Annotated in this window: 16 protein-coding genes and 1 pseudogene; 13 read left to right on the top strand and 4 right to left on the bottom strand. The window is 51.3% G+C overall.

The annotated features are described in order from the left end of the window. Positions 1-5 precede the first annotated feature (5 nt). The 4 genes from DACE_RS04130 to DACE_RS04115 are packed head-to-tail and all read left to right on the top strand — an operon-like array spanning position 6 to position 6,732. Entirely contained in the window at positions 6-1,832 is a 1,827-nt protein-coding gene (locus DACE_RS04130; protein WP_005998540.1) for a GAF domain-containing protein, read from the top strand. 25 nt (positions 1,833-1,857) lie between these two features. Next, positions 1,858-4,002 (top strand): efflux RND transporter periplasmic adaptor subunit, encoded by a 2,145-nt coding sequence (locus DACE_RS04125; protein WP_005998539.1) that lies wholly within the window; start codon positions 1,858-1,860, stop codon positions 4,000-4,002. Positions 4,003-4,009: 7 nt separating this feature from the next. Then, complete coding sequence (locus DACE_RS04120) at positions 4,010-6,004, top strand: preprotein translocase subunit SecA (RefSeq protein WP_005998538.1); 1,995 nt, start codon at positions 4,010-4,012, stop codon at positions 6,002-6,004. An 11-nt stretch (positions 6,005-6,015) separates the two neighbouring features. Then, positions 6,016-6,732 (top strand): efflux RND transporter periplasmic adaptor subunit, encoded by a 717-nt coding sequence (locus tag DACE_RS04115; protein WP_005998537.1) that lies wholly within the window; start codon positions 6,016-6,018, stop codon positions 6,730-6,732. Here DACE_RS04115 and DACE_RS04110 read toward each other — a convergent pair. Together DACE_RS04110 and DACE_RS04105 are read right to left on the bottom strand one after the other, a co-directional pair. After that, on the bottom strand, positions 6,729-7,157 hold the full coding sequence (locus tag DACE_RS04110; RefSeq protein WP_005998536.1) for a CBS domain-containing protein: 429 nt from the start codon (positions 7,155-7,157) through the stop codon (positions 6,729-6,731). The two genes, DACE_RS04115 and DACE_RS04110, sit on opposite strands and share 4 nt — an antisense overlap. After that, positions 7,147-8,382, bottom strand: coding sequence for a cation:proton antiporter (locus tag DACE_RS04105; RefSeq protein ID WP_005998535.1), 1,236 nt, complete (start codon positions 8,380-8,382; stop codon positions 7,147-7,149). Before DACE_RS04105 ends, DACE_RS04110 begins: the two co-directional genes overlap by 11 nt. 183 nt (positions 8,383-8,565) lie before the next feature. Between DACE_RS04105 and DACE_RS04100 the strand changes: the two genes are divergently transcribed. Next, entirely contained in the window at positions 8,566-8,919 is a 354-nt protein-coding gene (locus tag DACE_RS04100) for a pentapeptide repeat-containing protein (RefSeq protein ID WP_198912542.1), read from the top strand. A 97-nt stretch (positions 8,920-9,016) separates the two neighbouring features. Here DACE_RS04100 and DACE_RS04095 read toward each other — a convergent pair whose 3' ends face one another. Then, a complete protein-coding gene (locus DACE_RS04095; RefSeq protein ID WP_081449937.1) occupies positions 9,017-9,736 on the bottom strand; it encodes a PEP-CTERM sorting domain-containing protein in 720 nt (239 codons plus the stop codon). 38 nt (positions 9,737-9,774) lie between these two features. Continuing rightward, positions 9,775-10,389, bottom strand: a complete 615-nt coding sequence (locus DACE_RS04090; RefSeq protein ID WP_040366184.1) for a PEP-CTERM sorting domain-containing protein — start codon at positions 10,387-10,389, stop codon at positions 9,775-9,777. A 337-nt stretch (positions 10,390-10,726) separates the two neighbouring features. Here DACE_RS04090 and DACE_RS04085 point away from each other — a divergent pair, with 337 nt between their 5' ends. The 8 genes and pseudogenes from DACE_RS04085 to DACE_RS04050 all read left to right on the top strand — a co-directional run bounded on the left by DACE_RS04085 (position 10,727) and on the right by DACE_RS04050 (position 20,289). After that, positions 10,727-15,133, top strand: coding sequence for an RHS repeat-associated core domain-containing protein (locus DACE_RS04085; RefSeq protein ID WP_005998531.1), 4,407 nt, complete (start codon positions 10,727-10,729; stop codon positions 15,131-15,133). Positions 15,134-15,540: 407 nt separating this feature from the next. Then, positions 15,541-16,770 carry an RHS repeat-associated core domain-containing protein gene (locus tag DACE_RS18785; RefSeq protein ID WP_005998529.1) on the top strand — a complete coding sequence of 410 codons (1,230 nt, stop codon included), beginning with the start codon at positions 15,541-15,543 and terminating at the stop codon, positions 16,768-16,770. A gap of 1,426 nt (positions 16,771-18,196) precedes the next feature. Continuing rightward, positions 18,197-18,328: pseudogene (locus DACE_RS18950) on the top strand (RHS repeat-associated core domain-containing protein); the annotation flags it as partial. 129 nt (positions 18,329-18,457) lie between these two features. Then, on the top strand, positions 18,458-18,739 hold the full coding sequence (locus DACE_RS18415; protein WP_040366182.1) for a hypothetical protein: 282 nt from the start codon (positions 18,458-18,460) through the stop codon (positions 18,737-18,739). A 101-nt stretch (positions 18,740-18,840) separates the two neighbouring features. Next, complete coding sequence (locus DACE_RS18055; protein WP_155808984.1) at positions 18,841-19,065, top strand: hypothetical protein; 225 nt, start codon at positions 18,841-18,843, stop codon at positions 19,063-19,065. A 32-nt stretch (positions 19,066-19,097) separates the two neighbouring features. Then, positions 19,098-19,343, top strand: a complete 246-nt coding sequence (locus DACE_RS18945) for an RHS repeat-associated core domain-containing protein (protein WP_081449935.1) — start codon at positions 19,098-19,100, stop codon at positions 19,341-19,343. Positions 19,344-19,365: 22 nt separating this feature from the next. Beyond that, complete coding sequence (locus tag DACE_RS04055; RefSeq protein ID WP_005998525.1) at positions 19,366-19,659, top strand: hypothetical protein; 294 nt, start codon at positions 19,366-19,368, stop codon at positions 19,657-19,659. A 6-nt stretch (positions 19,660-19,665) separates the two neighbouring features. Beyond that, positions 19,666-20,289, top strand: a complete 624-nt coding sequence (locus DACE_RS04050; protein WP_005998524.1) for a HEAT repeat domain-containing protein — start codon at positions 19,666-19,668, stop codon at positions 20,287-20,289. Positions 20,290-20,324: the final 35 nt, after the last annotated feature.

The following is a 20,324-nucleotide window of genomic DNA, read 5'->3' as shown; positions in this document are numbered from 1 at the left end:
ACACTATGGAAACTGTAAGCGCACACTCTCTGGAAGATGACGCTCCGCAACTGTGGGAAGCCTTTACCGCAGCCTGCAGTGAAGAGGACTATTATCAAAGCTGGCTGGGGCTGCAGAGTGGCTGGATTGATGGCAGCGTGCAGGCCCTGCTGGTGCTGGCGGCGCCGGGTGGGCAGCTTTCACCGGTGGCGGGGTGGCCGCAGCAAGGTAATGATCCGGTGCGTCTGTCCGATGTGATCGAACGGGTCGTTGAAGAACAGTGTGGTTTACTGGTGGAATTGCCTGAACGTCATTACGGCATGGCCTATCCGTTGTTTATTGAGGATGCGCTGCATGCTGTTGTTGCTGTTGAACTTACGGTTCACGATGAGGCCCAACTCCAGCACGCCATGGAACAGTTGCAATGGGGCACGGCCTGGCTGGAGTTGCTGGTGCGTCGCCGGCAGGCGGAGGAGGATCAGGCCACCCTGTTTCGTTTGAAGACTGCAGTGGACCTGCTTGCCGAAACCCTGGGTAAAGAGCAATTTGACGAGGCCGCTATTGCCTTCACCACCGAGTTGGCTGCTGCCAGCGGTTGTGAGCGGGTCAGTCTCGGTTTTATGCGTGGTGGTCATATCAAGCTTGAGTCGGTGTCGCATAGCGCTGAAGTTGGCAAAAAAATGAACCTGACTCGAGCCATCGAACAGGTGATGGAAGAGGCGGTACTGCAACGGTGTGAGGTGACCTATCCGGCCCAGGACGGCGAAGTGCTCATTTGCCGCGAGCATGAGGCGCTGTCCCGGCAACAGGCTATGGCATCCATTGCCACGTTTCCGCTGTTTTGCCGCGATCAGTATGTCGGAGCACTGACCTGTGAGCGGGCAGCGGATCAACCGTTTACTCAACGTGATATGGAGTTCATGCGTTCGGTATCGTCGCTGGTGGCCCCGGCAATGGAGGAAAAGTATCGTCTTGACCGCCCTGTGCCGGTGGTGCTCTGGCAAGCCCTGTGTTATCAACTGGAAGCGCTGTTTGGTGCCGGACACGTCGGGCGGAAGTTGTTTGCCACCATTGTTCTCGGTGTGGTGATATTTTTTACGACGGCAACCGGTGACTATCGTCTTACCGCAGATACCTCGCTTGAAGGGGCGATTCGTCGGGCCATCGTGGTGCCGTTTGACGGCTATATCGATCAGGCTCCAGGACGCGCCGGTGATCTGGTTGAGCAGGGGCAGTTGCTTTGTTCCCTTGATAGCCGCGATTTGCATCTGCAGAAACTGGCCAAAGTCAGCCAGCACCGTCAGATGGAACAGCAGTATCAGGATGCCGTGGCTAATCATGATCGTTCTCAGGCGGTGATCATCAGAGCGCAACTGGAACAATCACAAGCTGAGATGGATCTGCTTGATGCCCGCCTTGCCCGCACCTCATTGACGGCACCGTTTTCCGGGCTGGTGGTGAGTGGCGATCTCAGCCAGCGTCTTGGAGGCGCGGTGGAGCAGGGCGAAGTGCTGTTTGAGGTAACGCCGCTCGATGCCTACCGGGTTATTCTCAAAGTTGATGAACGGCGGATCGGCGATGTTGCGGTGGGGCAGCATGGCACGCTGGTGCTGTCGTCGCTGCCGGACAACCGTTACCCCTTTGCAGTCGATAAAATTACGCCGATCACCAAAGCTGAAGATGGCCGCAACTATTTTCGTGTCGAAGCGCACCTGCAACAGATTGACGATAGCTTGCGTCCCGGCATGGAGGGGGTCGGCAAGATCGATATTGATCGGCGTAAATTGATTGCGATCTGGGCGCGCGACTTTGTCGAATGGTTGCAGTTAACCTTGTGGACGTGGACGTCCTGATCGTCGATCAGAGGATGGTACGATCATGAGTGAGTCCCTGTTCAGTCAGTCCTGGTACCGTGTTGCACCGCTCAAGCCTCGGTTGCGCAGCCATGTACAGATTTATCGTCATCAGTACCGTGGCGAGGACTGGTACGTGATTCAGGATCAATTCACCGGACGTCATCATCGGTTTTCCCCGGAAGCGTATCAGTTGATCGGCCTGATGGATGGCCGCCGCACCTTGGGCGAGATCTGGATCACGGCCTGTGGCCGACTGGGTGATCATATGCCGACCCAGGATGAGGTGATCGGACTGGTCTCGCAACTGCACCGCAGCGATCTGTTGCAAACCTGTGCTCTGCCCGACTTTGCTGATCTTAAACAACGGCTGATGCAGGGGCGGCGTAATCGCTGGCTGACACCGTTGTTGTCACCCATGGCGGTGCGTTTTCCGCTTCTTGATCCGGACCGGTTTCTCAGTCGCACCATGCCTCTGGTTAATCCGTTGCTGAGTTGGCCGGCCCTGCTGGTGTGGTTGGTGGTGGTGATGTTTGGCGGTGGTATGGCCGTCAGCCATTGGACCGATCTGACCAACAATCTCAGTGATAAATTGTTCGGGCTGGAAAATCTGTTTCTCATCAGCCTGATCTATCCGTTGCTCAAGGTGGTTCACGAATTCGGTCACGCCTACATGGTCAAGAAGTGGGGTGGCGAAGTGCATGAGATGGGGATCATGCTATTAGTTTTTATGCCGATCCCCTATGTCGAAGCCTCATCGTCTCTCGCTTTTCGCGACAAGAAAAAGCGGATGCTGGTCGGAGCTGCCGGCATTCTCGTAGAGATGTTCATCGCTGCTGTGGCAGTCTTGTTGTGGCTGGAGATGGAACCGGGGGCAGTGCGCGCGGCAACGTTTAACGTGATGCTGATTGCCGGCGTGTCCACGGTGCTGTTTAATGGCAACCCGTTACTGCGTTTCGATGCCTATTATGTCCTGGCCGATGCGCTGGAAATTCCCAATCTTGGTCAGCGCAGTACCGCTTATCTGTCGTACCTGGCCAAACGCTATCTGCTCGGTGTGCGCAGTTTGACCTCGCCGGCATCCACCGATGGCGAAGCGGGGTGGCTGGCGGGCTATGCTCTGGCGTCGTTTGTCTACCGCATTTTTATTTCGTTGCGGATTATTCTGTTTGTCGCCGGTAACTTTTTCATGTTCGGGGTGGTGTTGGCCCTGTGGGCGGCCATTGGCCTGGTGGTATTGCCGGTGGGTAAAGTGTTGCGTTATCTGATCAAGGATGGAGAAATGCGCCGAAAACGGATGAGAATTGTTGGCGCAGTGGTGGTGCCGACACTGGCCCTCATTGCTTTTATCAGTCTCGTGCCGATGCCGTTTTCCACGGTGTGTCAGGGGGTGACCTGGGCACCGGACGACGCTCAGGTCCATGCGGCTGTGGACGGTTTTGTCGGCGAATTTATGATCCCCAGCGGTCAGTATGTTGCCGCAGGAACACCGCTGCTGCGTTGTGAAGATCCGCAGCTTGATGCCCATGTGCGTCTGCTCAAAGCGCGGCAGAAGGAATACCAGGCCCGCTACAATGTCAGTTTGTTGGGAGATCGCACCGAGGCGGCTCTACTCAAAGAAGCCATGGCCCAGGTGACTGCCGAACTGCACCGTGCGGAAGAGCGGCGGCAGGCTCTGACCATCTACAGTCGCAAAGCCGGCGTGTTTGTTGTGCCGCAGCCGGAAAATCTTATCGGCCACTTTGCCCGGCGAGGGGCCGCGCTTGGCTACCTTGTCGACGAGTCTCAGATGCAGGTGCGGGTTCTGGTTGCCCAGGCGGATATCGACCGGGTGAGGGCTGATACGCAGCGTGTCGAATGTCGCCTTGCTCAGAATGTCGGCGATGTTGTCGAAGCCAGGGTGTTGCGTGAAGTGCCGGCGGCCAGTCGTGAACTGCCGAGTTTGGCTCTGAGTCTCGAAGGGGGTGGATTGTTTGCTCTTGATCCGCGCGAAAAGGACAGAGCCATGGCTGTCGAGCGGTTGTTTCAATTTGAGTTGGCCTTGCCCAAAGGTGCCACCCGCAATATTGATGAGCGGGTGTTTGTCCGCTTTGTTCATCAACCCGAACCGCTGATTCGACGCGCTTATCGTGCCGTGCGCCGTGTGTTGCTCAGCCGGTTTGCCGTTTAGGTGGCCCATGGCGTTACGTTTTCCTCACCACGTGCAACCGGCAAGTCACGATTTGCGCCCGGAACGTCAGGACCGTGTTGAGTCGCGTCTGGAAGGTTTGGCACATCGTCTGGTTGGACAATTGCGTCGTCTGCAACGCTCTGGACCATCCGTGCAGCGGATGCTGCGGGCGATTGATGAGCAAGGGGAAAAACTCAAACCCTTGAGTGATGCCGAGCTATGCAGTGGCCTTGAACCGTTGCGGCTGGCGTTGTACGAGGATGGCCTCACCGAGCAGACGGTTGTCACCAGCTTTGCCCTGATTCGTGAGTTGTCGCAGCGGGTTTTGGGGATGCGTCATTATCCCAGTCAGCTCACCGGTGGTCTGGTGATGTTGCAGGGGATGGTTGCCGAGATGGAAACCGGCGAGGGCAAGACCCTCACCGCCACCTTGCCGGCCGCCACCGTGGCTCTGGCCGGTATCCCGGCACATGTGATCAGTGTCAACGATTACCTCACCGGTCGCGACGCCGACCTGATGGAGCCCCTTTATCAGGCGCTGGGGTTGCGTGTTGGCCGGGTCGTGCATGGTCAGAATCCCGCTGAGCGGCGACAGGCCTATGATTGCGACATCACCTATGCCACCAACAAGGAGCTGGTGTTCGACTACCTGCGTGACCGTTTGACGTTGGCCGAGCGCCTTGACCCTCTGCTGTTGCAGGCTGAATATCTGCATGGTTCGGCACCGCGCAGTGAGCGGGTACTTATGCGCGGCCTGCATTTTGCCCTGGTTGATGAGGCGGACAGTATTCTCATCGATGAAGCGCGCACGCCGCTGATTATCTCCGGCGGTGAAGGGGGGAATGAAGAGCGCGAGTTTCTCGAACAGGCTCTGGATCTGGCTCGCACGCTGGAACAGGGCAAGGACTTTGTCCTTGATGAGGCGCGACGCCAGGTATTGCTTACCGATCAGGGTAAGCAGACCATTGAAGAGCAGACCAAATCACTTGGCCCGTTGTGGAATGGCCTGGTTCGCCGTGAGTCTACACTGTATCAAGCCTTGACGGCATTGCACTTTTTTCATCGTGACGAGCAGTATCTGTTGCGCGATGACAAAGTGCAGATCATCGATGAATTCACCGGACGGGTGATGGCGGATCGCTCTTGGGAACAGGGGCTCCATCAAATGATTGAACTTAAGGAGGGCTGTGAACTCAGCCAGCGCCGCGAGACTCTGGCCAAGATCAGCTTTCAGAAGTTCTTTCGCCGCTACCTGCACCTATCCGGGATGACCGGCACAGCCAAGGAGGTTACCGCCGAGTTGTGGGCTGTTTACCGGCTGCAGACCCAAAGGGTACCCACCAACCGGCCGGTGATCCGTCAGCTATGGCCTGATCGGGTCTTTGCCCATGAACAGGATAAGTGGCAGGCGGTGGTGGAACAGATCCGCGACCAGCATCAGTTGGGGCGTCCGGTGTTGGTGGGCACGCGATCCGTGGCCGTGTCTGAGTATCTGGCGAAACAGGTGGCGAGATTCGGTCTGCCTCATCAGGTGCTCAACGCCAAGCAGGATGCTACGGAAGCTGATATTGTCAGCCGTGCCGGGCAGGCCGGTGCCATCACCATTGCCACCAACATGGCCGGACGCGGCACCGATATCAAGCTCGGACCGGGAGTTAAAAAGCTTGGTGGGCTCCATGTTATTGCCACGGAGCGCCATGATGCTGCGCGCATTGACCGCCAGCTGGCGGGTCGCTGCGGTCGCCAGGGTGATCCCGGCAGTTGTCAGGCGTTCTTAAGTTTTGAAGACCTCCTGCTCGAAGGAAATCGGGCCGGATTTGCCGCCCATCTGGTGCGCCGATTGGCGATAGTGCTGCCGTTGCTCGGACCACGGTTGTCGCGGTGGTCCATCCAACTGGCGCAAGCCCATGTCGAACATTATCATGCCCGGATTCGTAAAGAGCTGTTCCGTCGTGACCAGGCTCAGGGCAGCCTTTTGTCGTTTTCCGGACGTCTGGAATAAGAGAGGAAACCATGAAGAAACACCTAATATGTCTGGCCCTGTTGCTGCTCAGTGTGGCTCCGGTGCCGGCTGAAGCGTTACCGCCCCTGGAGGGGTTGGTGGAACCGCATGAAACCGTGGAGTTTAGCAGTCAGATTGCCGGAATTCTCCAGGAGGTGACCGTTGAACGCGGCAGCCGAATCTGCCAGGGGCAGGTGGTGGCACGCCTCAAATGCGGCGTGGAGGAAGCTGCTGTTAAGGTCGCGGAGGCACGCGTCGAGTTTGGCCAGCGCAAGGCGCAACGCAACAGTGAGCTGTACAAAAAACAGCTCATCTCCATCCATGAAAAAGATGAGTTGGAAACAGAAATTCAACTGGCCAAACTTGAACTGGAAGAAGCGCGTGAACAATTGGCGCTGCGCACCATCACCAGTACCATCGATGGAGTCGTCGTGGAACGGATGGGCGCACCGGGCGAGTATGTCGGTGAAGAACCGTTTCTGGTGGTGGCCCAGATCAACCCGCTCAATATCGAGCTTGTTGTGCCGATTGCCTATTACGGACAGATTCGCGAAGGTGCCAAAGCGCAGGTGACTCTGGAGCAACCGGTTGGCGGTACTTACCCCGCCACAGTGATGATTGTCGACCAGGTGCTTGATGCCGCCAGCGGCACCTTTGGTGTGCGTCTGGAGATGGCCAACCCCAAGATGAAACTGCCTGCCGGACTCCAATGTCAGGTGGTGTTTTAAGCTGGCTTACTGTGAGCGAGCAGATCAACCACGGTGATATCGGCGAGGATGTGTCCTTCGTCATCGACCACGGCCAGTTCTTTGACCCCGGTCTTGGCCATCCGTTTGAGAATGGTGTCCACGCTCTCCTCAGGTGACGCCTTGACGTTGCCGTGACTCATCAGGTCGGCGGCTTTTTTGACGCTAAGCCGCCGCAGGATGTCGCGCGAATGGATCTTGTCGTCGTAGTGATACGGGTAGAGAAAGCGCAGCAGCGCACCGATGGTAATCGCACCGAGCAGCTTACACTGCTTATCGACCACATAGACCAGCCGTGAATGGGGGAAGCGTACCGCCACCTCAACCACCTCGCTGATGGCACAGTGTTCCTGGACGCAGGGAATATCTCGATCTTCGATGCGTTGCATGATCTCGCTAATCTTCATCCGTTTCCTCCACATTCGTTTCACCGGCATTGCCGATCGCCCATTTCACCAGTGGCGGCGAAATCATTTCGTTGAGGATGATCGACACCAAAATGGCGCTGAGTAGCATGTCGAAAATTTCCGTCGGCAAAATCGGTTCCGCCAGAAATACCAGCCCCAGAGACAAACCCGCCTGCGGCAACAGTGCCAGACCGAGGTTGCGATAAATCTGCGGTGAGGCGTGGGCGATTTTGCCGCCAACCAGGGTGCCACCGAGTTTACCGACAAACCGTCCCAGCAGGATGATGATTCCCAGCACGGCCGAGGTTGTAAATACTTTCAGGTCAAAATGGGCCGCAGCCAGAGTGAAGAACAGGCAGAAAATGGTCTCCTCCATGATGTCCATCTGATGAAACAAGTCGTCGGCATGCTTCACTCGATTGATGATAACAAAGCCCATGGTCATATTGGCCAACAGCGGTGAAAAACCGAGGTGGGTGGAGATGCCGCTGATCAGGAAAATAGCACCCAGCGTGAGCATCAAATTGCTTTCCGGCCGCTTCGATGGTTGAAAAAAATGGCCGAATACCAACCCGCCGAGCCCGCCCATCAGCAACGAGCCGACAATGGTCAGCACACCCTGTATGATCAGGTGGTTGTCCGCGTTGCTCAGCAGCAGTTGTCCGGCAATGGTAATCGATGCGGAGAACAGAACAATGCTCAAGGCATCATCCAGAGCGACGACCCCCAGCAGAGTGGTGGTTAACGGGCCTCGGGCACGCAGCTCATGCATGACGGCCATGGTTGCGGCCGGAGCTGTGGCCACGGATATACCGCCGAGGATGAGAATCACCGACAGAAAGATCGCATCGCTTTCGTGCAGTAACGGCGAAAGCAAAGGCCGGCAGAGATAAACTGCGGCACAGGTGCAGACAAACGCCCCGGTCCCTTCCGACAGGTTGATCCAGATAATCTCATTGCCCAGATCGCGGATTCGTGAGATGCGCAGGCTACCGCCGATGGAGTAGGCGATAAACGCCAGAGCCAGTTCCGAGGTGAACAGAAACAGGTGACTGATTTGTTGATACGGGATAATACCGCTCACCGAAGGGGAAAAAAGCAAACCCGCAACAATGTAACCGCTGATACGTGGCAAACGCAGACGGTTGGCAGCCTTGCCGGAAAAATATCCGGTGACGAGAATCAGGCCGAGAATTGTCAGTGGTTGTAGCGCGGGAAACAGCATAGATCACTCATCTCACAGAGGGTGCCCACAGCGTCCAATCCTTTTGCTGTGAGCTTCTCCACCAGTATGCCAGATATTTCAGGATGCGCAGAGTGTGTCGGTTTGTTGATTATAATGCGCCACATTCTGTTCAAAGTGCGCTATCCTGCGACGGTATTATTTCAGATGAAACAAGGAGATTTGATGATGGAAAACGACAGCCAACCGAAAAACAGCGCACATCCACTGTACATGTTGTTGCATAGTGAAGAGATTGAAGATTTTAACACGCAGCGTGAAGCTCATGACGATTTCAGCGTGTTAAAAGGGTTGGATTTCCGTGGTCTTGACCTGCGCGGTGCCGAGTTGACGGGCTTTGATCTGTCCGACGGCTACTTTCGCCAGACCGATCTGCGTGGCCTCGATCTGCGTACTTGCAATCTGGAGGGGGCGAGCCTGCGCTCCGCCAAGATTTCCGGCACCTACTTTCCAGACGAACTGTCACCGGATGAAATCCTTATGTCTCTCAATCATGGCACGCGGCTGCGCTACCGTTAGGGGGGGCTGTGAGATTAGGGGGGCGTTCTCGTTATTTACGTTGAGAACGGTCCCCCTCTAGAGTTGGTTTGTCTGGAAGAGAGAAAGGTCTTGAAATCTAGGCTGTGAAACGCTGTTGCTTTTTTCTTAGCGCGACAACCCCAATCACTCCAAGGCACATAAAGGCAAATGTGGAAGGTTCAGGAACAACAGCACTTTGCTCTTCAACAAACCCTGAATAATTCACATATGCCTGAGAATAATTATAAAAGCCGAATAGCCCGGTATTAAAATCCCCTGCAATATCAAAAATGGTTTCGTCGTCAATTGATATGATGGTACGTGCAGCGGAATAGTCGAGAGAGAATTCGTAATTTTGCAGGTCTCGCCATCCCAGGGAAGAAGAGTATGAACTGGCAAGGATCTCGAGGTCGTTCCCTGTATGCTCCCACAGATTAATATCAGAACCTGTGATTCGAGACAGGGTGAAGCCCTCCAATCCAGTCCCTGGACCTGCTGTTTGATTGTTTTGCTTCCAGTCAAAAAGCAGGTAGTCATCTGAGCTGTTCAGGCCAAAAACAAAACCAATAAAATCATCATCGCTTGTTGTCTTTACAGTCAATGTCCCTTCGATCAAGCGATTAAAATAATCAGTGTCACTGACAAAATAAGTAGGTTGTCCATTGATGGTCTGCAGAACGCTGTAGCCATCGTTGCTCACGTTCCAGTTACCTCCTGGAGAGGCGGTCCAATTTTGTAAATTCATCGCCAGGCCAAATGCCATGGATGGTAAAGAAAAGATGATTACTGCAAAGGGTAAAAGCACGATTTTTCGCATTTTTAATCTCGTTTCTAAAAGAAGTTTTATACGTAAAGCTAACAACTGCCAGTATTTTTAGCTTTTTTAAAGGTAACCAACCCTAAAAATCCAATGCCGATCAGGATCATGGTAGCTGGCTCAGGCACCGGTTGAGTTGTGGATTCAGCCATTGTCCCCGTCAACGACCAGGACAGTAAATCTGTTCCATCTCCAGGTAAATAAGTATCCAAAAACACAAGTGTCCATTCTCCCGCGAGGTCCAATCCATTGAAAATCGAGAGGGAGTCCGGTGCCTGAAAGGATCCTTCAGCATTCATGGATGTGAAGTCATAGGAGATTAGAGAATGTGCAGCATCGTCAAAAATAACATCAAAGAAGCCATCGAAAAAATTGCTGCCGCCTTGTGACATAAGAGAAGCACTGACACCATTGTGTTCAATCCAAAGATTTATGTTTTTCCAAAATGTTTCTCCAGAATCTGCATCCCCCAGTTCTATCTGGACATTAAGGTCCGTCACCAAACCATTCAACTCTGATGTAAGTGAGACGGAGGTTGCCGGATAGGAGTCGATGTTACTGACAGCGTCGCCATAGAGAGTGAATGACATGGCCCCGGCTGTCGTTGCCGTTAAGCCGAGTAACATAATGCAGGTGGCAAAAAAGGTTTTCATGGCTTTTCCTTTCTCAAGCAGGTTCCCCAGTAGGCATGAAATTAAAATTAAAAAAATACTTTGAGTGCAGCGCGATGCTTTCCGCAAAAAATAGACATTACATAAAAAGAAGCTAACTGTAAATATAAAATTAATATAGATAAATATTGGAATGCTGAAAATGTCAGTTAAAACAGTGATATAGCAACGAGATAAATTTTGCAAAAAGTTAAAAATCTCAAAGTCTAACATAGTGTATGTTTTTGCACATGAATAAATTCTATTGACAGCGGCAAAAACGAGCTGCTAGCCTTCGAGGACATTTTGACTTAAAAATGTTTTCATCAAGGAGGCGGATATGCCCGTTCTGCGTTATTTTCTCTGTACGGTTCTTCTGGTCTTAATCTTTTCAGCTCAGGTGCTTGCCGTTGACTGCTCGACAGGCGGCGGGATTTCAACTATTGGCGTAGAATACGTTCCTGATACCTGTCCGCCATATGGAGACAATGAAGTCACCCACTTTGTCGACACGATGTTGACATGTAGTGGTGGCGAGGTAACCCTTTATGCTCATTACGGAGACTCATTAAACACCCCGGCAGCCATTGCCTCCTATGCCGCCTCTAATAACTATCGTGTGATGTGGAACAAGGACAACGGCCACATCGTCATGGTCCATCGCTATTTCCGTGGCACCATTGACGGTGTTTCTATGACAAGTGTCCCTTCTGGAACCATCAACACCGAAGGTTTCGATCAAATTTTCATGCCAAATGCGTTTCCCGATGCGGATGGCAATGGCAATCCTGATTGCGCAGACAGTGGAGACGCCCCGGAAGTTGAAAAAGAACCAGAGCCGGTAATTGGTGCATGTGAAGTCGGCAATAGGTCTTTCGGCTCCCAAGTCAATGTCGCCAGCGGCAATCTCTCTTTGACACAATCCCTGTTTTCTGAAGCAGAAACCGGATTGCCCGGAGGGCTTTACTTCAGCTGGAATAGTTTGGGGAATGGCTGGCAGCTGAATCAGGATGTCCATTACGAACCCACCTGGGCTCCTGCTCCCGGCATAGCCTATACCTGTACTCAAAGTGTTTCGAGTTGGACTGCCATCTTGAGCAGTGATAAGAATAACGACAATGGTGTCGTTTATCCGGTTAAGTGGACTGAAACCGGAACGGATTTGATGGTCGGCAGTTGCTCCATTGCCGATGCTCCTTATATTCGCGTTCGTCAGGCCGATGGCGGCTACCTGTATTTTTCCGACACGTCAAGCGGCAGCGATCTTGCCTCGGTCAACGGCTCGTATGCCACCTGGTCGGACGAAGATCACAGCGTTACCTATCGTAATGGCACGCAATTGACCTTTAATGACGATGGGAAGATTCTTGAACGCCGTGACCGTAATGGTCTTGTCGCCCAGTACAGTTATATCGACGACCAGTTGCAAAGCATTACTGATCGCTTCGGCCGTACCACCGTATTCAGTCATGATGGCGATGGCCACGTTTCCACCATCACCGCTCCGGACGGCCGTAGCGTCAGCCTGACCTACAGTGGCGAGCACGTGGCTTCAATGACCACCAGCGATGGTCGCACCTGGAGTTATACCTACAGTGATGGCCGCCTGACGCAAATCAGCGATCCCGCCGGGAACGAAAAAAGTTATGCTTACGACAGCAGCGGTCGCGTCGTGCAAGGCACTACCCCGGACGGCACCCGCACCATCAGCTACGATGACTCCACCAATGAGAGCGTCATCACCGACCGCGACGGCAGCCAGACCATCCACGGCTATGACGCTGATCAACGTACGCCGATCTACACCATTGACGCCCAGGGCGGAGAAACCCTGTACACGTACAACAGCCGCAACCAACTGACTTCCACCAGCGATCAGGAGTTGCGCTCCCGCACTTCCACCTACAGCACCCAAGGCGATCTGGTCACCGAAACCGATGCCGCCGGGATTACCACCAGCTACACCTACAACAGCAACGGCGATGTGACTGCCGTCACCGATGCCATGGGGAACACCACCCAGATCGCCTACGATGCCAACGGCAATCCCATAACCGTCACCCTGGCCAATGGTCTGCAGATTATCAACACCTACAACAGCCTCGGTCAACTCGTCAGTCGCCAGGATGTCAACGGCGGTGTGACCGGCTATACCTACGATGCGAACGGTTTTCCCGCCCAAGTTATCGCCCCCGACGGCAGCGTCACCACCTACAGTTTTGACAATGGCGGTCGCCTGCTTACCGAAACCGATGCCGGCGGATACGTTACCAGTTACACCTATGACAATGCCGGCCGCCTGGCTGGCAAAACCATGCCCGGCGGTGACACCACCAGTTACGGCTACAATGTTTTGGGCCACCTCACCAGCGTCCTTCACCCCGACGGAACCACGACCAGTTTGACCTATGACCACGCCGGTCGCCTGCTCAGTCTTATCGACGGTGCTGGGCGGAGTACCCACTATCAATACAACAACCTCGGCCAGAGAACCGTCAGTACCGACGGCAACAGCAACAGCACTGATTACACCAGCAACTTCATGGACCAGCTCACCCGCATCACCGATCCGCTCGGCACGGTTACCGACCTGGTGTATCAGGACGACGGTCTCAGCCTGGCCGAGGTGATTGACGGCCGCGGCAACAGCCTGACCTACAGTTACGACAGTGCCGGGCGCCTTATCCAAACCAACCAACACGGCGTCATCACCAGCTACACCTATAACAGCCTGGGGCAACTGGCGACACGTACCGACGCCCGTGCCATCGTCACCGAATACAGTTACGACAGCCTCGGTCGTTTGACCCAGCTTCACTTTCCCGCCGACAGCAGTCAGGATGTTCTTTACGGCTACGATGCCGGTACCTGGGGTGGTGGCCAACTGACCAGCATGCAAGATGCCGGTGGCAGCCACAGCTACGCTTACGACAGCTTGGGGCGACTCGTCAGTCACACCTACACGTTACAAAACACCGCTTACGCCACCGGCTACAGCTACGATGCTACCGGCAATCTGGTCACTCTCAGTTATCCCGGCGGGTTCGCTGTGACAACCAGCTATGACGGCAACCATCGTCCCTTGAGCATACAGGCTGAGCTGGGCGACCAAACCCTGGATATCCTGACGCAGATCGGCTACGACACCAATGGCCGCCCCGTCCAATGGCAGCATGGCAACGGTTTGCTCACCAGCGCCGGCTACGATGGCGGCGGTTTGCTGCAAAATCTGACCCTGTCTTCGCATCTGGCGGAAGAATACAGCCGTGACGGCACCGGTCAGCTCACCGCCCTGACACGTACCGTACCGACCACCGGTCAGGACATCTATCAATACGATGTTGTTGGCCAATTGATCTCCGCCGACAAAAACAGCATCCTACGCACCTACAGCTACGACCCGGTCGGCAACCGCCTCACCCTCAATGAAGATGGCGAGATCGACACGTCCACCCTGGCCACGGACAGCAATCAGCTGCTCGCCGTCAGCGGCGTCAACGCCGAAAGCCGTCTCTACGACATCCAGGGCAACAGCCTGCAACTGTCCACGCCGCAGTTTGACGATCTGCAGTTGACCTACAACCAGAGTGGTCGTCTGAAAACCCTCAGCAACAGCGGTACGGTCAGCGACTATCTCTACGACGGCAACAATCTGCGCGTGGTCAAAGACAGTGACGGTGTCGTCACCCACTACCATTACGATCTCCAGGGCCGTTTGCTCGCTGAAACCGACAGTGACGGCACCTTACGTCGTGCCGTGGTCTGGTATGGCGATACCCCGGCAGCTTTGATTGACATCGAGCAGTCTGGGCCGACCTTTTACACCTGCACCACCACGGAATCCCTCACCGGCGCCGCTGGTCCCGGTATGACCCTCGACACTGTTACTCACACGGTTGTTATCGAAGATGGCGACTACGCCGGCACCTACGCCATCAGCGATGAGAACTGGCAGGTCTATTCTTCAGGAATTGTGTTCATCTGGAGTGGTGAGAGTTTCCGTTTGGAGGGAGGATTTGCGCCCGACTATGAACTACCCACTCGTAGCGGAGCCCTGTTCGTTTATCAGGAGGATGACGAAGGTAATTCTCAAGTCATCGATGTGTACAAGCTGTGGAAAGAAAGTGAAAGCGGCGGCAGCACCATCGCCACCCCGTACCAGGTCCACACCGACCAGATTGGCGCCCCGATTTTGCTCACCGACGCCACAGGCACGGCCGTCTGGTCCGCACAGTATGCCCCGTTCGGTCAGGCCACAATCAACAACGATGTCGACGGCGACGGCACCGAAGTCGTGTGCAACCTGCGCTTCCCCGGCCAGTACTTTGACGCGGAATCCGGTCTGCATTACAATTGGCATCGCTACTATGAGCCACGGTCGGGACGCTATATTACTTTGGATCCGATTGGTTTGGCTGGTGGGATTAATCTTTATGCTTATGCAAATAGGAATCCAGTTAATGTGGTGGATCCAACCGGTGAAATTGGCATCGCAGGGGCAGCTGCCATAATTACAACTGCACTTACTTCAGTTGTTGTGTATATCACTGTGGATTGCATCGATAAGTGCTCTAAGAAATTCCCTTGTAACGATCTTGAGAATCCTGATCATGCACGAAACTTAGAAAAATGTGCGGATAACTGCCTAAAATTTTTAAAGTTTCTTGGCTTTAATACTAAGAGTGGTCTTTTGAGCAAAGCAGCAAGGAAAGTGGGAGGCGAAGTAGGTGAGGCTGTCGGCAAATGAGGGGAAAATTTAAAACATCCATAATAATTAATATTTTTCTATATTTATTTGTTTGTTATGCGGGAGTAAACTTTCTTGTTCGCGAAAATATATACTTGGCAAGTCAATATGGAATAAAAATATATATAATTATTTCAATTATATTGTTTACTTTAATATTGATAGTTGGATTATTTGTTAATCCGTTTGCTTTTCGCAGGATCGCATTGATCTGGAATTGTTTTTTGTTTTTCTTGCTATTTATATTGAAAATTGTTAGTTGGATAATCATATTCTTTGTATTAGATGTTAAGCCAACAGAGATAATCTTTAATTTAGAAAATATTTTACAGTTATTAGTTGGCTTGGCATTTCTTGGTTGTGTATGTTCTCTCTTAAAGTTGAAAATAGGTAAAGCGTAGGGCCGTTTGCTCACTGAAACCGACAGTGACGGTACCTTACGTCGTGCCGTGGTCTGGTATGGCGATACCTCGGCAGCTCTCATTGACATCGAGCAGTCCGAGCCGACCTTCTTCACCTGCACCACCACGGAATCCCTCACCGGCGACACGGGGCCCGGTATGGCTATCGATACTGCTGCCCACAGCGTCATCATCCAGGATGGCGACTATGCCGGCACCTACGCCATCAGTGATGAAAACTGGCTGGTCTACCCGTCAGGTGTTGTGTTTAGCTGGAGTGGCGAGACGTTCCAATTACAAGGCTCGTTCTCTCCCTACTATGAACTGCCCACACGCAGCGGCGGCTTGGTCATTTATCAAAAGAACGACGAAGGTAACTTCGAGATCGCCGATTTATATAAGCTGTGGAAAGAAAGTGAAAGCGGCGGCAGCACCATCGCCACCCCGTACCAGGTCCACACCGACCAGATTGGCGCCCCGATTTTGCTCACCGACGCCACAGGCACGGCCGTCTGGTCCGCACAGTATGCCCCCTTCGGTCAGGCCACAATCAACAGCGATGTCGACGGCGACGGCACTGAGGTCGTGTGCAACCTGCGCTTCCCCGGCCAGTACTTTGACGCGGAATCCGGTCTGCATTACAATTGGCATCGCTACTATGAGCCACGGTCTGGGCGGTATATTACCTTGGATCCGATTGGCTTGGATGGCGGGATTAATCTTTATGCTTATGTTGAAAATAACCCGAGCAACTATAGAGATCCTTGGGGGCTGATTAGTGGCGGGCCAAGAAATTATTGGGAGCAAGATAAATTTAAAGAATGCGCTGCAAATTCAGTTGGGTTTGCAATTGCTTTGAATGACTTCAGCAGGGTGGAAGATGATAGGGGGTGTACTTATTTTTGCTGGTCTTTGACCACTGACCTTGTTGGCATTGGGGGAGGGGCACCTATAGTGTCTTCTGCAAACACTAGCCCAGTGACTATTACTGGAGGTTTGGGGAAGTATGGATCAATCTCAACGGAACCGTTTAGCATATATGGTGAAAAAGGGTGGTCCAAGCCTAACATGTCTCTTAATGTCGGGGTATCCTATGGGGTTCCAACTATTTTTGGTGTACCCGTTGGGGTGAGTGCGAGGTTAATATGTTTCCTTGTGTCTGATGTTGATGATAATGGCTGCCCATGCTCGGAAACAAGCTCTGCTGCCCCGGGAGCAGTTTGGGGAACCCACTAATATGAATGACGTGAATTTTAAAGAAATCGACTCTTTTCATAGCAAAAGCTCCACAAATATATGCACAGAAGATCTAAGTTGTGTTTATAAAAAAATTAGAAGTGATCCTATTGGTTATTTTTTGTTTGATAATTATTTTGTGAGATTTATATTATTTTCAATTGCTCCAGCTGTAACTATTTTAGTTATTTTTAAGTTCGTATTATTAAGTATCGATCTTAACAAATATATCGAGATGTTATTTCCTATATCTGTTATTTGGTTGTTCTTTAATAGAAGTACGATTTTTTTAATAATAAAATTATCTATGTTGTTTTATTCATATTTACCTTTTTTAAATTTTCAATACCTTTCAACTGGTGAGATTGTAAAATATAAAAGTTTAAAAAATTCAATATTCATTTTATTCTGCTTTCTTACTATTGGCTTAATTATGCAAGTTGCAATTTGGAGATGAACATAAGGCTTGGCAGAAAAATAGGTCTCTAGAATTAAAAAGCAAAACTAGCATCCTGCGCACCTACAGCTACGACCCGGTCGGCAACCGCCTGACATTCAATGAAGATGGCGAGATCGACACGTCCACCCTGGCCACGGACAGCAATCAGCTGCTCGCCGTCAGCGGGGTCAATGCCGAAAGCCGCCTTTACGACATCCAGGGCAACAGTTTACAACTGTCCACGCCGCTATTCGATGATCTGCAGTTGACCTACAACCAGAGTGGTCGTCTGAAAACCCTCAGCAACAGCGGTACGGTCAGCGACTATCTCTACGACGGCAACAGCCTTCGCGTGGTCAAAGATAATGACGGTGTCATCACCCACTACCACTACGACCTCCAGGGCCGCCTGCTCGCTGAAACCGACAGTGATGGCACTCTGCAACGCGCTGTGGTCTGGTATGGCGATACCCCGGCCGCTTTGATTGACATCGAGCAGTCCGAGCCGACCTTTTACACCTGCACCACCACGGAATCGTTTACTGACGCCGTAGGCCCCGGCATGACCATTGACACCGCCGCCCATAGCATCGTTATCCAGGACGGTGACTACGCCGGCACCTACGCCATCAGTGATGAAGATTGGCAGGTTTATCCTACCGCGATTGTTTTCAGTTGGCGTGGCGGGGGTGTTGAATTTCAAGGAGGGCTCTATCCCGACTATGAACTGCCCCGCCGTAGCGGCGGACTGATCTTTTATGAGGATGATGACGAAGGCAATTCTCAAATTGCTGATATCTATAAAGTGTGGAAACAGAGTGAAGGCGGCAGCAGCACCATCGCCACCCGGTACCAGGTCCACACCGACCAGATTGGCGCTCCGGTGCTGCTCACCGACGCCACAGGCACGGCCGTCTGGTCCGCACAGTATGCCCCTTCGGTCAAGCCACAATCAACAGCGATGTCGACGGCGACGGCACCGATGTCGTGTGCAACCTGCGCTTCCCCGGCCAGTACTTTGACGCGGAATCCGGTCTGCATTACAATTGGCATCGCTACTATGAACCACGGTCTGGGCGGTATATTACCTTGGATCCGATTGGGTTGGATGGAGGGGATGTTAATATGTATGCTTATGTGGGAAATGGCCCATTCAACGGGATTGATCCATCTGGCTTAGAGGTTTATGTTTGCGGACGCCCAGCGAATTTACCGTTCCCTTTCAATATGGTGAATCATGAGTGGATAATGACTGACACAAAAGAAGCTGGGATGGGGGCTGCCGCAGGCGAAATCCCTGGGCAAAATGGAAATTCAGACTTGCCTGGAGTGCCTGTTCAAGTGGTTGACCATACGGGCCAATATGATGCTGATAATTCAAGTTGTGAGTACTATCCCCATGCCGATGAAGAATGTGTAAATAATGAATTAGAAATTGGTCGCAGTCTTGGTTTTTGGGGGCCAACCAATAATTGCCAAACCTTTGCTAATGAAGTAATCAACAAGTGCTCTAAAAAGAAAACGAAATAAGAAGAATGTTCTCGAATAAAAAAATAATAAGTTGCATGATTCTGCTCTTTTTAACGTCCTGTGATTCTGAGACAACAATAAGAAAAAAGCAGTCTCATAAGATGCATTCTGAAAAAATAGAGTGTCCTGACAATGCGCATGTTGAATACTCACCATGGGGAGAACGTGGTTGGGTAAAGGCATGTAAGAAAAATCATGGAAAATATTCAGTTTGGGAAGGTGATATCAAAAGAATTGACGGACAGTTCTTCAATGGGAAAAAAGTCGGAATTTGGACTTTTTATAACAATGATGGGTCAATTTCAAAGACGGTTAATTACGACTAAGAAAAAAATAAAATGGAGATTTCGGGGACAGCATATACTGTCCCCGGAATCGTGACGGGCAGTACTTTGACGCGGAATCCAGTCTGCATTACAATTGGCATCGCTACTATGAGCCACGGTCTGGGCGGTATATTACCTTGGATCCGATTGGGTTGGATGGGGGAGATGTTAATTGCTACAGATATGTTAAAAATCGGCCAGTTAATTATATTGACCCCTTTGGGCTAGAATGCAAAATCGTTTGGGATCTAGGGGGGGGCATATTTCACAAATTTTAGAGTTGATTCTGAAACAGATGGGATGACACGCGCTGTCGTAACCCGACTGGCCTTTGCTCTCAAACAGGCCTATTTATCAAGTAAGCCTTCAATTGATTTGTTCCCAGACTGGCCAGAGGGGCATGGTACATATAAAATTATCTATAAAGAGTATGCAGATATGGGAAAAATGATCAGGTATTATGAAGAATGTACAGATGATTGCACTGGGAAAGTAACAAAGGAATTTCTTTTTGAAACAGAAGGAAATATATTTCAAGAGAAAATTATTATGAATATTTGGTCAGAGAATAAAAATATAGGTTTTGGAAAATAAAAAAATATGAAGAAGAAAATATTATATTTCATAATAATATTTGTAGCATTTTTTATTCTTTATTGTTTTGCAATTAATAGTATTAAGTTTTTGTGCGTCTCTTCAGAGATTTTAGGAAGTAATTCTTCTTTTGGTGGATATTTAATTTCTAGGATATATTTGGAAGATAATCGTAATAAGGTTTTTAATGAGGTAAATAAATTAGTACTCGACGATAAATATGGGTTTGTAGAGGATGTTTTTATAAGGGTTCTTGGTGTCGTTGGTGATGATAGAGCAATACCCTTGCTTATGAATATATATATTAAAAATCAGGAGAAGGAAAAGCTTAGGTATAAAAATATTAGCATAATAACAAGTATCGGGCTAATTGGAGACGATAAGGTTATCCCTTTTCTGGAAAAAATATTGAATAAAAAACAATCTAAAAATAGATATTACGCAGCAAGATCCTTGTTTTTGCTGACAGGAGAAGAAGTTAATTATTTAAATAAAGCTGGAACATATCAAAACTTTTATCCCTCACCAAGAGATAAAGAAGCCAGAAGCGTAATTTTGCAATCAAAAGAAAGGAGAAGGGGCTATGATGAAATGATGTCTTTAGATGCACTCTTTAGAGCTAGTCTTTGAGTTGGGGGGGGCAAAATTATGTGACAGGCTCATAG

The organism is Desulfuromonas acetoxidans DSM 684 (assembly GCF_000167355.1).
Lineage (GTDB): Bacteria > Desulfobacterota > Desulfuromonadia > Desulfuromonadales > Desulfuromonadaceae > Desulfuromonas > Desulfuromonas acetoxidans.
The sequence above is the reverse complement of the archived record's forward strand: the minus strand, read 5'-3'. Positions and strand labels throughout refer to the sequence as shown.

Excerpts from the sequence above, each read along its gene's own strand:
- DACE_RS04100 (WP_198912542.1), top strand. The coding sequence starts at position 8,566 with ATGATGGAAAACGACAGCCAACCGAAAAACAGCGCACATCCACTGTAC.
- DACE_RS04120 (WP_005998538.1), top strand. The coding sequence starts at position 4,010 with ATGGCGTTACGTTTTCCTCACCACGTGCAACCGGCAAGTCACGATTTG.
- DACE_RS04085 (WP_005998531.1), top strand. The coding sequence starts at position 10,727 with ATGCCCGTTCTGCGTTATTTTCTCTGTACGGTTCTTCTGGTCTTAATC.
- DACE_RS04110 (WP_005998536.1), bottom strand. The coding sequence starts at position 7,157 with ATGAAGATTAGCGAGATCATGCAACGCATCGAAGATCGAGATATTCCC.
- DACE_RS04095 (WP_081449937.1), bottom strand. The coding sequence starts at position 9,736 with ATGCGAAAAATCGTGCTTTTACCCTTTGCAGTAATCATCTTTTCTTTA.
- DACE_RS04050 (WP_005998524.1), top strand. The coding sequence starts at position 19,666 with ATGAAGAAGAAAATATTATATTTCATAATAATATTTGTAGCATTTTTT.
- DACE_RS04090 (WP_040366184.1), bottom strand. The coding sequence starts at position 10,389 with ATGAAAACCTTTTTTGCCACCTGCATTATGTTACTCGGCTTAACGGCA.
- DACE_RS04130 (WP_005998540.1), top strand. The coding sequence starts at position 6 with ATGGAAACTGTAAGCGCACACTCTCTGGAAGATGACGCTCCGCAACTG.
- DACE_RS04125 (WP_005998539.1), top strand. The coding sequence starts at position 1,858 with ATGAGTGAGTCCCTGTTCAGTCAGTCCTGGTACCGTGTTGCACCGCTC.
- DACE_RS18055 (WP_155808984.1), top strand. The coding sequence starts at position 18,841 with ATGCATTCTGAAAAAATAGAGTGTCCTGACAATGCGCATGTTGAATAC.
- DACE_RS04115 (WP_005998537.1), top strand. The coding sequence starts at position 6,016 with ATGAAGAAACACCTAATATGTCTGGCCCTGTTGCTGCTCAGTGTGGCT.
- DACE_RS04055 (WP_005998525.1), top strand. The coding sequence starts at position 19,366 with ATGACACGCGCTGTCGTAACCCGACTGGCCTTTGCTCTCAAACAGGCC.
- DACE_RS04105 (WP_005998535.1), bottom strand. The coding sequence starts at position 8,382 with ATGCTGTTTCCCGCGCTACAACCACTGACAATTCTCGGCCTGATTCTC.
- DACE_RS18415 (WP_040366182.1), top strand. The coding sequence starts at position 18,458 with ATGACTGACACAAAAGAAGCTGGGATGGGGGCTGCCGCAGGCGAAATC.